14 protein-coding genes, 1 tRNA gene and 2 pseudogenes are annotated in these 14899 nt (G+C 53.3%); 14 read left to right on the plus strand and 3 right to left on the minus strand.

Annotation, left to right across the window (positions count from 1 at the left end):
- The first annotated feature begins 410 nt into the window (after positions 1–410).
- Positions 411–632 carry a hypothetical protein gene (locus tag OMP38_RS26340; RefSeq protein ID WP_277567730.1) on the plus strand — a complete coding sequence of 74 codons (222 nt, stop codon included), beginning with the start codon at positions 411–413 and terminating at the stop codon, positions 630–632.
- Positions 633–652: 20 nt separating this feature from the next.
- On the opposite strand, the gene OMP38_RS26345 is transcribed toward OMP38_RS26340, so the two are convergent.
- Complete coding sequence (locus OMP38_RS26345) at positions 653–1234, minus strand: DUF6022 family protein (RefSeq protein ID WP_338130697.1); 582 nt, start codon at positions 1232–1234, stop codon at positions 653–655.
- A gap of 212 nt (positions 1235–1446) precedes the next feature.
- Between OMP38_RS26345 and OMP38_RS26350 the strand changes: the two genes are divergently transcribed.
- The 8 genes and pseudogenes from OMP38_RS26350 (at position 1447) to OMP38_RS26385 (ending at position 9299) form a co-directional block, all read left to right on the plus strand.
- A complete protein-coding gene (locus tag OMP38_RS26350) occupies positions 1447–2187 on the plus strand; it encodes a TetR/AcrR family transcriptional regulator C-terminal domain-containing protein (protein ID WP_277567731.1) in 741 nt (246 codons plus the stop codon).
- Positions 2188–2323: 136 nt separating this feature from the next.
- Positions 2324–3781, plus strand: a complete 1458-nt coding sequence (gene guaB, locus OMP38_RS26355) for an IMP dehydrogenase (protein ID WP_277567732.1) — start codon at positions 2324–2326, stop codon at positions 3779–3781.
- Positions 3782–3934: 153 nt separating this feature from the next.
- On the plus strand, positions 3935–5278 hold the full coding sequence (locus OMP38_RS26360; RefSeq protein WP_420869754.1) for a D-alanyl-D-alanine carboxypeptidase family protein: 1344 nt from the start codon (positions 3935–3937) through the stop codon (positions 5276–5278).
- Positions 5279–5365: 87 nt separating this feature from the next.
- A complete protein-coding gene (gene pdxS / locus OMP38_RS26365; RefSeq protein ID WP_217597935.1) occupies positions 5366–6247 on the plus strand; it encodes a pyridoxal 5'-phosphate synthase lyase subunit PdxS in 882 nt (293 codons plus the stop codon).
- 158 nt (positions 6248–6405) lie between these two features.
- Positions 6406–6999, plus strand: coding sequence for a pyridoxal 5'-phosphate synthase glutaminase subunit PdxT (pdxT, locus tag OMP38_RS26370; RefSeq protein WP_277567734.1), 594 nt, complete (start codon positions 6406–6408; stop codon positions 6997–6999).
- Positions 7000–7076: 77 nt separating this feature from the next.
- Positions 7077–8361, plus strand: a pseudogene (gene serS / locus OMP38_RS26375) (serine--tRNA ligase).
- A 79-nt stretch (positions 8362–8440) separates the two neighbouring features.
- Positions 8441–8529, plus strand: a tRNA-Ser gene (locus tag OMP38_RS26380).
- Between the two features lie 143 nt (positions 8530–8672).
- On the plus strand, positions 8673–9299 hold the full coding sequence (locus OMP38_RS26385) for a tyrosine-type recombinase/integrase (protein ID WP_277567735.1): 627 nt from the start codon (positions 8673–8675) through the stop codon (positions 9297–9299).
- Between the two features lie 166 nt (positions 9300–9465).
- Here the strand turns inward: OMP38_RS26385 and OMP38_RS26390 are convergent, their stop codons facing one another.
- Both OMP38_RS26390 and OMP38_RS26395 read right to left on the minus strand, forming a co-directional pair.
- Entirely contained in the window at positions 9466–10059 is a 594-nt protein-coding gene (locus tag OMP38_RS26390) for a restriction endonuclease (RefSeq protein ID WP_277567736.1), read from the minus strand.
- A 688-nt stretch (positions 10060–10747) separates the two neighbouring features.
- Complete coding sequence (locus OMP38_RS26395) at positions 10748–11092, minus strand: hypothetical protein (protein ID WP_277567737.1); 345 nt, start codon at positions 11090–11092, stop codon at positions 10748–10750.
- A 311-nt stretch (positions 11093–11403) separates the two neighbouring features.
- Between OMP38_RS26395 and OMP38_RS26400 the strand changes: the two genes are divergently transcribed.
- The 5 genes and pseudogenes from OMP38_RS26400 to OMP38_RS26420 all read left to right on the plus strand — a co-directional run.
- Positions 11404–12018, plus strand: a complete 615-nt coding sequence (locus tag OMP38_RS26400) for a hypothetical protein (RefSeq protein WP_277567738.1) — start codon at positions 11404–11406, stop codon at positions 12016–12018.
- 983 nt (positions 12019–13001) lie between these two features.
- Positions 13002–13349: a hypothetical protein gene (locus OMP38_RS26405; protein ID WP_277567739.1), complete on the plus strand. Its 348-nt coding sequence runs from the start codon at positions 13002–13004 to the stop codon at positions 13347–13349.
- Positions 13350–13360: 11 nt separating this feature from the next.
- The gene (locus tag OMP38_RS26410; protein WP_277567740.1) at positions 13361–13543 is read left to right on the plus strand and encodes a hypothetical protein; all 183 of its coding nucleotides are present in this window, start codon (positions 13361–13363) and stop codon (positions 13541–13543) included.
- Between the two features lie 21 nt (positions 13544–13564).
- Positions 13565–13720, plus strand: a complete 156-nt coding sequence (locus OMP38_RS26415; RefSeq protein ID WP_277567741.1) for a small acid-soluble spore protein P — start codon at positions 13565–13567, stop codon at positions 13718–13720.
- Between the two features lie 364 nt (positions 13721–14084).
- Positions 14085–14888 (plus strand): annotated as a pseudogene (locus OMP38_RS26420) (YitT family protein); the annotation flags it as partial.
- Positions 14889–14899 lie beyond the last annotated feature (11 nt).

The following is a 14899-nucleotide window of genomic DNA, read 5'->3' on the forward strand; positions in this document are numbered from 1 at the left end:
CTAAAGCGCAGCAAAGAGAACCACCTTCTTCGGAAGGTGGTTTTTTCGTTGGTTTTGCAGGATGGTTTTGCAGGTTGATGGCCAGAGAGCAGGGCAAGCGGCAGAGGAGTGTGGCGGAGAGGAGATCCGTTATCAGCTTTTAAGATGCCAAAAATAGCATGCTTAGCTGCAAATAGCGGAACTAGGGTCCGCTAAGGGGGGGGAAATGGTCTATCTGGCCGAACTGCGGAACGATAGTCGCAAAGCCAGTTGTAATTTGGCATATGCATGGGTAAAAGAATACAGAAACTTTTATTATTAATCATTTAAATTCAGTAACCCTTAAGCCGGATTTCATATTCAGTTCAAAAACCAGGGTTAAGATACGGACATACCGATAAAATAAGAATCAAGGGAAGGCGGAACATCTTATGTCCAAGGTAATTGCGGCTAGTACGCTTGCGCTCGCTATAAGCATCGGAGGCGCGTTTTGGGGTAACGGCGCGCAGGCTTCGACGTCCAGCGCAAAGCTGCAGACGGAGCAATGGATGTGGAGTATCGCTGCGCTCGCGGATCACGACGGGTCGAGGGACCGGGCTGACGACCAGAGCGAGGACGGGTCGGCAAGCGCTACGGCAGAAACGACGAAATAACAAAACGGAATTTCAAAGACTTAGGCGCTTGAGGGTCTCTTAAAAAAAGCAACAATGCCGCTATCTACGTTGATGATATTCACGAGCTCCCAGCCATGCCTTCCCCAAAGGGAAAACGATTCGTCCAGATACCAGTTGGACAGGGAGGCGTCTCGGCCGGGCGCCAGACAATCGCGGACCGTTACGTCGGCTGCGTATTCCCATCTGTGTGCGATTCCTTCGCGATTTGAAGGCGCATCCGGCAGTCTTTGTTGGGGAAGATCCCAGCGTACGCGAACGGAAGCCTGGGAGAGCGCTTGAATAATATCTTGCCGGTCTGTAGCTTCCAGCGTGAACAATCGCGGAGGCCGCGGGATATGAAAAGCGGCATGAGAGTGATAAACCTGCAAAACCAACGTACATAGAGGCAGTCCCTCCTTATCGTTCACGACATACCAAGCGCATCTCTCCCGTTCCTCCGGAGGTCCCCACCTTTCGACGGAGTTCTTCAGATTAAATCCGGATTTTACGATAAAGCCTTCCTGTACGATTCGTTCGCAAACGGGTGCCATAAACCTCTGGATCCAGACGCCGTAGGCGCGGTCTCCGTTTTGTTCGAACAGGCTGGTTAATTCCTGCTCCCCCCTGAATCCATACCTCTCTCCAGCTGATGTTTAAAATCTCTTGAAGTGGCTCCACGAGCGAATGGATCGGATGCTCATTCTTCATCATACATAACAACTCCTTTTCTTTATTTAACACCGGTAAATTACAATTTAACACTGTTACAATAAACCAATGTGCTATAATTGTCAAAACAAATCGGAGGTTAAACATGGCGAGAAGGCGAGTCCGACCTGCAATATCGGAGTCGGGTCAAGAAGGAAACGACGCGCTTCATACGCCGCTCGACCGGACCCGCATCGAGAACGCGGTTTTGGACATGCTGCGGGACGGCGGGCTGGACAGTCTGAGCATGCGCAAGATCGCGGATGTGCTTGGCGTGAAGGCGCCGGCTTTGTATTATCACGTCAAGGACAAGGAGCAGCTCCTGCATTGGCTGGCGGAACGCATTAGCGTCGACGTACCGACGCCGGACGAATCGCGATCCTGGCGAGAACAGCTAAAGGAATGGGCCTCGCTTTTCCGGCTGGCGCTTCTTCGGTATCCTGACGCCGTGCCGATCATGAATGCTACGTTTGCGGCGAGTCCCAGCCGGCTGGCGCATATCGAGTTCCTGTATCGAACCTTGATCAAGGCGGGCTTCGAGAACGCGCATACGCCTTGGCTGGCATCGATGCTTAAAAGTTATATTTACGGCTATGTCGAAGAGGAAAGTCGCTTGCGTTCACAAGCGAAAGAAGCCGCCCTGAGCCAGAATGAACATGGGAGGCGTCAGCAAGAAAAATTCGAGTCGCTGTCGCAAGAACGCTATCCGTATCTAATTAGACTCGCCCAATATACGACATCCGCTGATTGGGACAGGGAGTTCAACTTTGGCCTCAGCGTGCTGCTGGATGGATTCGAAGCACGTCTCAGCAAGCAATCGGTGGCATCGGAAGCGTACCGGGAGTAACGGTTCGACGCTAATCTAGAGACTGCCAGATACGGCATCCAGTGTGCCTTGACAGCCCCTAGTGCCTCTGCTAAGATTGCCTATAATTCAATTCGGAAAATCCAAAAAAGCGCATTTCCAAAGGAGGAAAATGTTCGTGTGGCAAAATAAATTCGCCAAGGAAGGCTTGACGTTCGACGATGTCTTGCTCATCCCGCGCAAGTCGTCGATCCTGCCGAGGGACGTCAGCGTCCAAACGGCGCTCAGCCCTTCCGTGAAGCTGAATATTCCGTTGATCAGCGCCGGAATGGACACGGTCACGGAGTCGGCTCTGGCGATCGCCATCGCCCGCGAAGGCGGCATCGGCATCATTCATAAGAACATGTCCGTCGCCCAGCAAGCCGAGGAAGTCGACCGTGTCAAGCGCTCGGAGAGCGGCGTCATCACGAATCCGTTCTCGCTCACGCCGGAGCACCATGTCTACGACGCCGAGGAGCTGATGGGCAAGTACAGGATCTCTGGCGTGCCGATCACGGACGACGGCGGCAAGCTGGTCGGCATCCTGACGAACCGCGATCTGCGCTTCGTTCACGACTACTCCATCAAGATCAAAGACGTGATGACCAGCGAGAATCTGGTGACCGCGCCGGTAGGCACGACGCTTCAAGAGGCGGAGCTGCTGCTTCAGAAGCATAAGATCGAGAAGCTGCCGCTCGTGGACGACTCCAACACGCTGAAGGGTCTCATCACGATTAAGGATATCGAGAAGGCGATCCAGTTCCCGAACGCGGCGAAGGACAAGCACGGTCGCCTGCTGGCTGGTGCAGCCGTCGGCGTGTCCAAGGATACGTTCGAACGCGCGGACGCGCTGGTGAAGTCCGGCGTCGACGTGCTCGTCGTCGATTCGGCGCACGGCCACCACATCGATATTGTCACCATGGTCCGCAAGCTGCGCGAGCGGTTCCCCGAGCTGACGATCGTGGCCGGCAACGTGGCCACCGGCGAAGCGACGCGCGACTTGATCGAAGCCGGCGCTTCGGTCGTCAAGGTCGGTATTGGGCCGGGCTCGATCTGCACGACGCGCGTCATCGCAGGTATCGGCGTGCCGCAGATCACGGCCATCTACGATTGCGCCACTGTCGCTCGCGAGTACAATGTTCCGATCATCGCGGACGGCGGCATCAAGTATTCGGGAGAGATCACGAAGGCGATCGCGGCGGGTGCGAGCGCGGTCATGCTCGGCAGCCTGTTCGCCGGCACCGAAGAGAGCCCGGGCGAGTCGGAGATCTACCAGGGTCGCCGGTACAAGTCTTACCGGGGCATGGGCTCGATCGGCGCGATGAAAGAAGGGTCCAAGGACCGTTATTTCCAAGAGGACGATTCCAAGCTGGTACCGGAAGGCATCGAAGGCCGCCTGCCATACAAGGGGCCTCTTCGCGACACGCTGCACCAGTTGCTCGGCGGCCTGCGCTCCGGCATGGGCTACTGCGGTACGGCGACGCTGGATGAGCTGAAGAACGATACCGAGTTCGTCCGAATCACGGGCGCAGGCTTGCGCGAGAGCCATCCGCACGACGTGCAGATCACGAAGGAAGCGCCGAACTATTCGATGTAAACGGCATTCTGCAAACGATCGAAAATGAAGAGCCGCAGGGCGAGCGAACGTCGCCTTGCGGCTTTTGCCTTTGGATGCGGTATGTTACAATAACAGACGGAGTTCAAGGCCTCGTCCGACTCATAAATAAGTTAGGAAAAAAAGGAGAGTCGCGTGTTGAATCAAGCTTATGTTCGCTATGCGAAGCAATCCCGCGCTGTCATGTTTAAGCTTCTAGCCATCCTACTTCTAGCCGCCTTGCTGCAAGCGATGCTGCTGCCGCGCTCTTCGGCCGCCACGAACGATATCAGCGGTCTTCAACTAAATGTAAAGTCAGCCTTCTTGATGGACGCGGATACCGGCCAAGTGCTGTACCAGAACAACGCGGACGAAGCGTTGCCGCCTGCCAGCATGACAAAGATGATGACGGAATATCTCGTATTCAAGGCTATTCAGGACGGCAAGATCAGCTGGGACCAGGAGATTACCGTTCAAGAGAATGCGGCCAAGCAGATCGGCAGCCGGGTGTTCCTGGCCGTAGGTGACAAGCATACGGTTAGAGAGCTATACATCGCGATGGCCGTCGGATCCGCGAATGACGCCACGACTCAGCTTGCCGAGACGGTCGGCGGCTCCGAGGAGGCGTTCGCCAAGCTCATGAACGAGACGGCGAAGCAGCTCGGCATGAACGACTCGCATTTTATCAACTCGACCGGTCTTGACCGCGCGGATATGCCTGAGGCTTATCGTCCGACTTCGATCGAAGGCGAGACGGTGATGTCGGCTCACGACTCGGCGCTGCTGGCTTACCATATATTGAAGGACTACCCGGAGTTCCTGGAGTATTCCAAAATGCAAACTTATCAGTTCCGCGAACGGGACAAGCAGCCGCTAGTCAACTGGGACTGGATGCTCGAGTCGAACAAGAACGTGCAAAATTTTAAGAAATTCGCCTACCCCGGCGTTGACGGCCTGAAAACGGGCCATACTTCCAATGCGGGCAACTGCTTCACCGGCACGGCACTCCAGAACGGCACGAGGCTCATCGCGGTCGTCATGGGGGTGCCGGGCAATTCGAACGACGGCAAGCGATTCCTCGAGACGGCCAAGCTGTTCGACTACGGCTTCGGCAGCTTCGAGAAGAAAACGCTCGTGCAGCCTAAGACGGCGATCGCCGAACACGAGACGTTGAAGGTGAAAAAGGGCGGCAAGAAATCGGTACAAGTCGTCACCGGACAGGACGTCACCGTCATGCTGCCGAAGACGAGCAAGGTCGAAGCGCAGCTCAAAGAAGTCGTGCCGACGAGCGATCCGCTGGTCGCGCCGCTGAAGCAAGGGGATAAGGTGGGCAAGGCCACCTACACATACAAGGATCCCGTCACGCAGGAGGAAAAGTCGGTCACCGTCGATCTGGTCGCGACCGAGGACGTGAACAAAGCCGGCTGGTTCAAGCTCATGCTGCGGGCGATCGGCGCATTTTTCAGCGGTCTTTTCAAGGGGATCGTCAATCTGTTTTGATCGGCGGAATCCCGACCGTACGGGTTGTCTATCCTTGGCCATTCCTGTAAAATAAATGCTTAGAATGTATTGGAGGCGTGGGTAAAAATGGAGACAGGCACATCGAGAGTTAAGCGCGGCATGGCAGAGATGCAAAAGGGCGGCGTCATCATGGACGTCATGAACGCCGAGCAGGCGAAGATCGCCGAAGCGGCAGGCGCTACGGCGGTCATGGCGCTCGAGCGCGTACCGTCCGATATCCGGGCGGCCGGCGGCGTAGCCCGCATGGCGGACCCGACGATCGTAGAGGAAGTCATGAAGGTCGTCAGCATCCCGGTCATGGCGAAGGCGCGGATCGGTCACTATGTCGAAGCCAAGGTACTCGAATCACTCGGCGTCGACTACATCGACGAGAGCGAAGTCCTGACGCCGGCCGACGACGTGTTCCATATTAGCAAGGGCGACTTCACCGTGCCGTTCGTATGCGGCGCCAAGGACCTGGGCGAGGCCCTGCGCCGCATTCAAGAGGGCGCGTCCATGCTTCGCACGAAGGGCGAGCCGGGCACGGGCAACATCGTCGAAGCCGTACGCCATATGCGCCTCATCTCGGGTCAAATCCGCAAGGTTCAGAACCTGGCGAAGGACGAGCTCTATCACGAAGCCAAGACGCTGGGCGTACCGTACGAGCTGCTGCTGGGTGTGCATGAGACGGGCCGCCTTCCGGTCGTCAACTTCGCGGCCGGCGGCATCGCGACGCCTTCGGACGCCGCGCTGATGATGCACCTGGGCTCCGACGGCGTATTCGTCGGCTCCGGCATCTTCAAGTCCGACAGCCCCGAGAAGTTCGCTCGCGCGATCGTCGAAGCGACGACGCACTACGAGGACTACGAGCTGATCGCCCGCGTCTCCAAGAACCTCGGCACGCCGATGAAGGGTATCGAGATCTCCAAGCTGGAGCTGTCCCAGCGCATGCAGGACCGCGGCATCTAATCGCCGCAGCCGTCTTCGGGCGGCTCATCGCTTGAACCGGCGGCCGCGAGTCGCCGTGGCAAGCCACAGATTCGGGCGGTCTCGCCCCGGCATACCGCCGGCCGCGAGGCCGCCCCGATTGGTTTAGAAGGCTGAACACGAAGGAAGGTCGTACACCCATGAAAATCGGAGTTCTGGCGCTGCAAGGCGCTGTAGCGGAGCATATCCGCAGCATCGAGCTCGCCGGCGGCGAAGGCGTCGCGGTCAAGCGCACGGAGCAGCTGGAAGAGATCGACGGCCTCATCATCCCGGGCGGGGAGAGCACGACGATCGGCAAGCTGATGCGCAAATACGGGTTCATCGAAGCGGTACGCGGCTACGCTGCGGCCGGCAAACCCGTTTTCGGTACTTGCGCCGGCCTGATCGTGCTTGCGGAGCGCCTGACAGGCGACGAGGAGCCTCACCTGCAGCTGATGGACATGACGGTCGCGCGCAACGCGTTCGGACGCCAGCGCGAGAGCTTCGAGACCGATCTGCCCGTCAAGGGCATCGAGTCTCCGCTGCGTGCGGTGTTCATTCGCGCCCCTCTCATCACCGAGGTCGGGCCGGACGTTGAGGTGCTGTCCGTCTACAAGGACGAGATCGTCACCGCCAGACAGGGGCATCTGCTCGCGGCCTCGTACCATCCCGAGTTGACGGACGATTACCGCCTGCACGGCCTGTTCATCGACATGGCGCGCGAGGCGGCGGGCCAAGGCCAAGGACAAGCATAGACGCACAAGCATAGGCTAGGGCACGCGCCTACGCCATCGTATATTTCCCTTCGCAGGGTCAGGAGGATCACCTACAGATGATCGATATCAAGTTGCTGCGCACCGACTACGGCAAGGTCGCGGATGCGCTGAAGAAGCGAGGCGCTTCGGAGGAGCTGATCGCCGCGTTTCCGGCAATCGACGCCAGACGCCGCGAGTTGCAGACCGAGAGCGACAATCTAAAAAAACCGGCGCAACGTCGTTTCTCAAGAAGTCGCCAAGCTCAAAAAGAGCGGCGGCGACGCTGAGGGACTGATCGCCGAGATGAAGGACGTCGGCGACCGGATCAAGCAGATCGACGAGGAGCTTCGCGGCCTTGAGGCCGAGTCCGACGCGCTGCTGCTCGCCGTGCCGAATATCCCGCACGAGAGCGTGCCGGTCGGCGCGAGCGAAGCGGACAACGTCGAGATCCGCCGCGTCGGCGAGCAGACGAGCCTCGGCTTCGAGCCGAAGGCGCACTGGGAGATTGCCGAGGGACTCGGCATCCTCGACTTCGAGTCTGCGGCGAAGGTCACGGGCTCGCGCTTCGTTTTCTATAAGGGCCTCGGCGCGCGTCTGGAGCGCGCGCTCATCAACTTTATGATGGATCTGCACGCGGATCAGCACGGCTACGAAGAGATCCTGCCGCCGTATATCGTCAATCGGGACAGCCTCGTCGGCACGGGCCAGCTGCCCAAGTTCGAAGAGGACCTGTTCAAGCTCGCGAACACGGAGTATTACCTGATCCCGACGGCAGAGGTGCCTGTCACGAACCTTCACCGCGAGGAGATCTTGGCGAAGGAACAGCTCCCGCGCAAGCTCGTGGCGTTCAGCGCCTGCTTTCGCTCCGAGGCAGGAGCGGCGGGTCGCGACACGCGCGGCCTGATCCGTCAGCATCAGTTCAACAAAGTCGAGCTTGTCCAGCTCGTCGATCCGGAGACGTCCTACGACGCGCTGGAGTCGCTGACGAACGAAGCCGAACGCGTCTTGCAGCTGCTCGGCCTGCCGTACCGCGTGCTCGCGCTCTGCACGGGCGACATGGGCTTCGGCTCGGCGAAAACTTACGATCTCGAAGTGTGGCTGCCGAGCATGGCGACCTACCGCGAGATCTCGTCCTGCACGAACTTCGAGGACTTCCAGGCGCGACGCGCGGGCATCCGCTTCCGCCGCGAGACCGGCGCGAAGCCGGAGCACGTGCATACGCTGAACGGCTCGGGTCTCGCGCTCGGCCGCACGGTCGCCGCGATCCTCGAGAACTATCAACAGGCGGACGGCACGGTCGTCGTACCCGAGGCGCTGCGTCCGTACATGGGCGGGCTCGAAGTCATCGCGCCCAGGGGTTGATCGGGCTCTCCGGCGTATGATATGATTACGGAGCGGATTGGCCGACCTCACGCGAGGAGTCCCAATGCGCTCTATCCTTGGAGAGATACCGAAGCGGTCATAACGGGGCGGTCTTGAAAACCGTTAGGGTGCAAGCCCACGTGGGTTCGAATCCCACTCTCTCCGCCATCTACTTAGAATCCCCGCCGCGCAAGGCCTTGCGGCGATTATGACTGAAACGCACTTTACCGTTGAACGGCAGTTGGGTGCGTTTTTTTGTGTTCGTGACCGTTGGAGAAAAACCTAACGGGAGGAACTGAGTATGAGCGAAAGTGCAGGAAAAACGCCGCATAAGCGCGGGCAAAGAAAGAATCATTTGGACATCACAGCGGTTATTAGACCGCCTTACTCCTTCGGTCTTGGAAGCGCCCCGCTCCCCCATTCATGAGGCCGAGAAAACGCGCCCTGAGACGCTGACACTGGATAAGCTATTTAATCGCTACTACGCCGCAAGACAAGCGGCAGGGGCGGCAGAACGTACCTTAGAGGACTATAGGAAGCACATGAACTGGTTTCGCCGTTTCATGGCATCTGAGTATAGCGGTCTTGATAACTTTGTACCTAATCGGGATGTTATTCGTACATGGATTTCATCTATGTTGACGGTTCAGAGGTTGAAGCCCGCCACAATAAACATCAGATTGAGAACAGTCAAGGCAATGTTCAATTGGTCTATGAGCGAGAGAGCTATTAAGGAGTCTCCGTTTGACAATGTAGAATTATTAAAAGTCCCAGAAGAAGACTTTCAGGTTATTACCAAAGCACATGAACGGAAATTATTTAACTGCTGTGAATTAACTACATCCACTGGACTACGTGATGCTTTGCTAATGTCATTTTTGCTTGACACGGGTGTGCGGATTGGCGAGTGTATGCGGATTTTTGCTGGGGGAGGTTGATTTACAGAACCGTTCAGCATCTGTTCGTGCAGAATCAGCTAAAATGAGAAAGGCACGAGTGGTATACTTCGGAGCAAGAACACATGAACTGTTGGTTATCTACCTTGCTTGGCATGAGAAAAACGGGCAAGCCCCCAATTTGTTTCTCAATGAATTTGGACAACCATTAGACAAGAATTGGGCTACCAGATGTATTGGCTTCATCGGTAAAAAGGCAAAGATAACAGGCGTTCGCATAAGCCTTCTTCCATCGCTTAGCTTGAATGGCTATCTTCTTCGTTGCTGATGTCAGAATAAGATCAGCACCATAATCGCCTTTGCCACCAGTTCGCTCCACTTTCCAGCCCTGACGCTTGAAGAACTGCTCCAGATAGCGCTCAAACATTGTTCCACTCATCTTATCGATCTCAGCAATGTTGGCTTTCTTGAGCTTCTGTCTAACGTAGTAAATGCGATAGCTAATGATCGCAGCAAGTACAATGATGATGATAACCAAGAGTGGATTCAGCCACGAACCCCCAATCGATGTCCCATACTTGCTGAAGGTGGTGTTGAAGGCTAGTAGAAATGCACAGCCATATCCAAGAAGCAAAGCGAGATCGACAAGAGAAGACTCATTCATGCGTTTTCTTGAAATGGGGGAGATAACTTCCTCAAATATATTGGCATATTCTATAAGTTTGGGGTTGGGTATCACTGTTGGTGCTCTAACTAGTAATAAGCTTTTCAAAAGAAGAAGAAAGTTTCCAGCAAAGAACATGACTTTGAGCTCTTGAGCTAAAGACCATCGTTACAAAGAAAATATACATGCTCTTAATAAAGGGTAAGCAGGCACAGATGTCGCAAAATTGTTCTTTTGCGACATTCATCTGCTTTATTGTCGTCTGCTATTTGGTTTTTGCATAAATATACATATGGAATAATACTTATTCATTGGACAACCTGAAAGCAGCGTTCAAGTCACTTTAGTGTATGCTTGACTGAGGTGAATGGAAATTATGCAAGAATGATACGAAGCTATCTTAGCGAAGATTCTTTTAGAGGGTAGGGGGGGCTAGGTTTCCAGTCTTCTGACCAATATGGTTTTCAATCCAAGGTAAGGCACATCAGCAGATCGAGGCGTGGTTTATTATTTTTTGTGCTTGGCTGAAGTAGCCACGATTTTCGTGGACTACCTGGAGCGATTACTTTGATAAGTTTATTAGCTTTTGCGTACGTTTCTCTGGTGTCATTCGGATACGATTTGCTTTTCGATAGAAGTAGTAAAGTTCATCCAATACCGAAATAACTTTCTGTTTCAGAATGGGCGTCTCGTACAAGGTAGCAATAACACTATAAATGTCTTCTCTAAGCCACTCCCATTGTCCGTACTGGTTCAAATCTTCTTTGTATATTCTTACCTCACCGAGATCAACAAAATCATGTTCGTAATCAAGAGAATCTACGCTTCACTCCTTTTCCTCAGAGATACCTATTTGATTTACATTCCCAATCCCATCTGCATGATTGTCATGCTTTCTTCGTCTTGCTCTTTTTAATATTTTATGTGCTTGTTTCGCTTTCTCCTTACTGTCTTCCGAGCGTGACCTAAGCAGACTCTCCATAAACTCCTTAACTTCAGATCGATAAAGCTCGTTGTGCATTTCATCCCATTCATGTTCTTCAGCCCATTCATCATCTGGCCTTATTGACTTTGGCTGCATGTTGGAGTGTTTTCGGATTGCTTCAGTGTTATCTGCGATGAATTTCTTGAAGGTAGAATTTTGTTTATCCATAGGCTGGTCATTGGACATGACGAGACTCCTCTCTAAGTACAATACGGTATAGGAATCATATTATTGACTTTTATGTCGTTGGAAACCTCCTTTCTGATAGTAGGATAATGGAATAACCAAAATTGTGATAGGGGGAGGGCGTTATATATAATGAAAAATCAGCAAAATTTTATTATGGAAAATAAAGTAATAATTGATATAAGGAATATAATAAGGGAAAATGTCGAAATATAAGGAACTTGGAACTATTGTAATAATGAGTATATAACTGGTAAATGTATAATACACCTTCCGCGGAGGTAAAACCACATAATGGAAGGAATGGAGTTATGAGAAAAATAATTGCAACATCTTTGGTAAGCATTTTGATGTTAATGTCACTGTCTATGGCGGCATTTGCTGAAAACAGCACTTCTTCTTTGAGTGAGCAACAGATCCAAGCAAAATTTCAAGAACTTTCTCAAAAATATGATTTGAATGAGCCATTTTCTCCCGAGGATGCTGCATTCGTTAAGCAATACGCGGTTACAGTACCTCAAACAGGAGGCGTCACGACTTACTCTCTGCCTTGGGGAACGGGAAAACACTTTATCGGTAATGGATTAGGTTACTATTCTTCTGTAAAAACAGAAGGGTATACTAAAGTTAGTATCGGCATAGTCAATAACTCGGTTGAAGTCAATATGAACACTAGCGATACAAGCCAAACTTATCACAGTAAAATCAAGAACAGTGTCGGTTTCCAAGCGTTCGGATTGGTGGGTAGCGACGGGGTAGGTATCGTAGCTGATTTCACTTTGTCAAGCGAAGGTTCGAATGTTAATTATAATAAATTATTAGACGAGAAGAATTTTCTCGCCAGCGTGGCATATTGGTATATCAGTCCTAAAGGATACGTTGAGGATACTAGCGGGTCGCAAACAATTGGTGTAACATATGACTAAGGATTAGCTTATAAACCAAAAGGGGCGACTGTGAGCCCCTTTTTGGTTTTCGATTATGTATGATTGAAGGAGAGAGGTCATGCTGAATAAAGTAACAAAATACACATACGAGTCCTTAAGAAGCATAGTATTCTTGGTCGTTGGACTTATCTCTTTAAATTTTGTTCAACAAACCTTGATCAAGAAGATCAATAATATATGGCTTATGCTAATTGTGCTAATTGCTGACCTTATAATCCTTTATGTTATCAACCGTCAAGTGCTCTTAAAACAAAAGTTGAATCCAAAACTCAGAAACTCACTGATTTTTGTGGCCGTGCTACTCATCTTTTTAGTGAATGTTCTTCGATAAGTTGTGCTCGGGCGTACACTGATAAATCCATATAGTTCTAGGGGCGCCAGCATAGTTGGGAACTAACTGAATTATAGGTTGACCCATTCAATTGAAAATTATAAAATTCAGTTATCCAACGGTCATGTGCCAAATTGAACGTTAAAACTCAGACCGCTGTAGCGGTTCAATAATAAAGTGCCATGAACTCAGTCAGGGCAAGGGACGGCGGGATATTATAACGAGGGGCGGTCTTGAAAACCGTTAGGGTGCAAGCCCACGTGGGTTCGAATCCCACTCTCTCCGCCATACGCAAAAAACAAGCCGATTCCCGCGAGGGAATCGTTTTTTTCGTATGGCGTAAGTGGGATTCGAACGGGCCGTTAAGCGAACATGCCCAAAGGCATGTTCGTAGGCCCTGGCGTGATAGTCGCCCAGGTCGTGGCCGCACCGACAGGTGCGTGTACGGCTGCGACGGAGCGAATCCCACTCTCTCCGCCACAAGTAAAAAACGGTGCCGATTTCCGAAAGGGGATTGGTTTTTTGCATTTCGCTTCGTCACCATGCAGCCATGACTCATATCCGTACGCCACTTTTCCTGCATGAACTGCGCCGTCCCAGGCCAATCTAACGGAGCGGAGGTGCAACAGCCATGTCAACCGAAGATAAACTCACGATATCGCAAACCGAGCTTGTGCAGCACTGGCAAAGCGAACTCCAGCAGCATCTGCACGGCGGCGACCAGGCCGAGGTGCGCGCGGACGAAGCGAACCCGGACGGTTTGCTCGTTCAGATCCGCAGCGCCGGACGGCAAAATCTTGAATTCGATTTTTCCGTTCGATACGTGGACAGCCGCGAGATCGAGATCGGTCTCTCCGACGTCGAACGCGACGGTCAAGCGGTGGACGAGCGCAGCGACGTGCTGCAGGAGCTTATCGTCGACTATCGCAGACATCTGCATGAATGCGCGCAGACGCTGCAGCCTTACACGCATGCTTAGGGGTGAACGAAATGGCCAATGAAAACGGGATGGCGGACAAAAACCTGAGCAACGTCGTGGAGGATCTCGCGGAGGAAAAAGTAAACGCGCACCACGCCCAGCAGCTCAATCAGCAGCATAACGATCGACGTCACCAGGATGAGATGAACCACGACCAGCCGGTCAACGATAAGACGCTGAAGCACCACGACTAACGAGCGGAGGGATCGTTTCCTATGAGCAAGCCCAAATCGCAGCCGGTGCCGGAGGCGAATCCGCAGGAAGAGCGAGACGAGCGCAGTCCGGGCCATCGCGGCGGCCAGGAGCCGTTGTCCGGCTCCAAAAAGGTCAAAAACCGCAATCATGTAAGCCACCATAATCCGCAGGGATGAGGGATTCCGTAACGGCTGTGCGTGGGGAAAAGAGCGAAGTTATTCCCTATGCGCGGCCGTAACGGCTTCTCCTGCGAACATTGAGCGATTTATGCTGCCCCTGGGTGGCCTGAATCGCTTATTTGCGTCTAAAACGGTCCATTTCGCTTCAAAATGCCCGATTTTTTTAATACTGTGTCTTTTCTCCGCATACTTTGGACTGTTATAATAAAATCAGAAACTGTCCAGCAGGAGGTGCTTATGACCAGTTCGAAGAAATCCAAACTCAAGTCCCCCCCAAGCTAAAGGCCAAGCGGCGGTCCGAGCGCCCGCCAAGAAAGCGCAGCATACGGGTCTCCCGTTCCTTGAGGTCGCCAAGCGCGTCATCGCCATCATCCTCGGCGCTATACTCGTCGGCGCGGCGCTAGAAGTATTTCTGGTTCCAAACTCCATCATCGACGGCGGCATCACCGGCATCTCGATCATGGTCGCCTATCTAACCAAAGCTCCGATCGGTATTTTCCTTTTCCTGTTCAACATTCCTTTTCTCATCATGGGCTACAAGCAGATCGGCAAAACCTTCGCGCTGTCCACCTTGCTCGGCGTCGTCACGCTGGCAATTACGACACAAGCGCTTCACCACGTAGAGCCCTTTACAGATCAAACCTTGCTGGCCGCCATCTTCGGCGGAATCTTCCTCGGCGTCGGCGTCGGCATCGTCATCCGCTTCGGCGGCACGACGGACGGGACGGAGATCGTCGCGATCCTGTTCAGCAAGCGCAGTCCATTTTCCGTCGGCCAAATGGTCATGTTCATCAACGTATTCATCTTAGGAAGCGCAGGCCTGGTATTCGGGTGGGACAACGCCATGTTCTCCCTGATCGCCTATTATATAGCGTTCAAGGTCATCGATCTGACGATCGAAGGCTTCGACGAGTCCAAGTCGGTCTGGATCATCAGCGAAAACTACCGCGATATCGGCGATGCCATCGTCAGCCGACTCGGCCGGGGCGTTACGTACCTGAACGGAGAAGGCGGTTATTCGGGCAATGCCAAGCAAGTCATCTTCTGCGTCATCACCCGTCTCGAGGAGGCCAAGCTCAAGCTGATCGTCAATGAGCTCGACCCCGTCGCCTTCCTCGCCGTCGGCAACATCCATGACGTCAAGGGCGGTCGTTTCCGCAAAAAAAGATATCCATT

The organism is Cohnella ginsengisoli, from assembly GCF_029525555.1.
GTDB lineage: Bacteria > Bacillota > Bacilli > Paenibacillales > Paenibacillaceae > Cohnella > Cohnella ginsengisoli.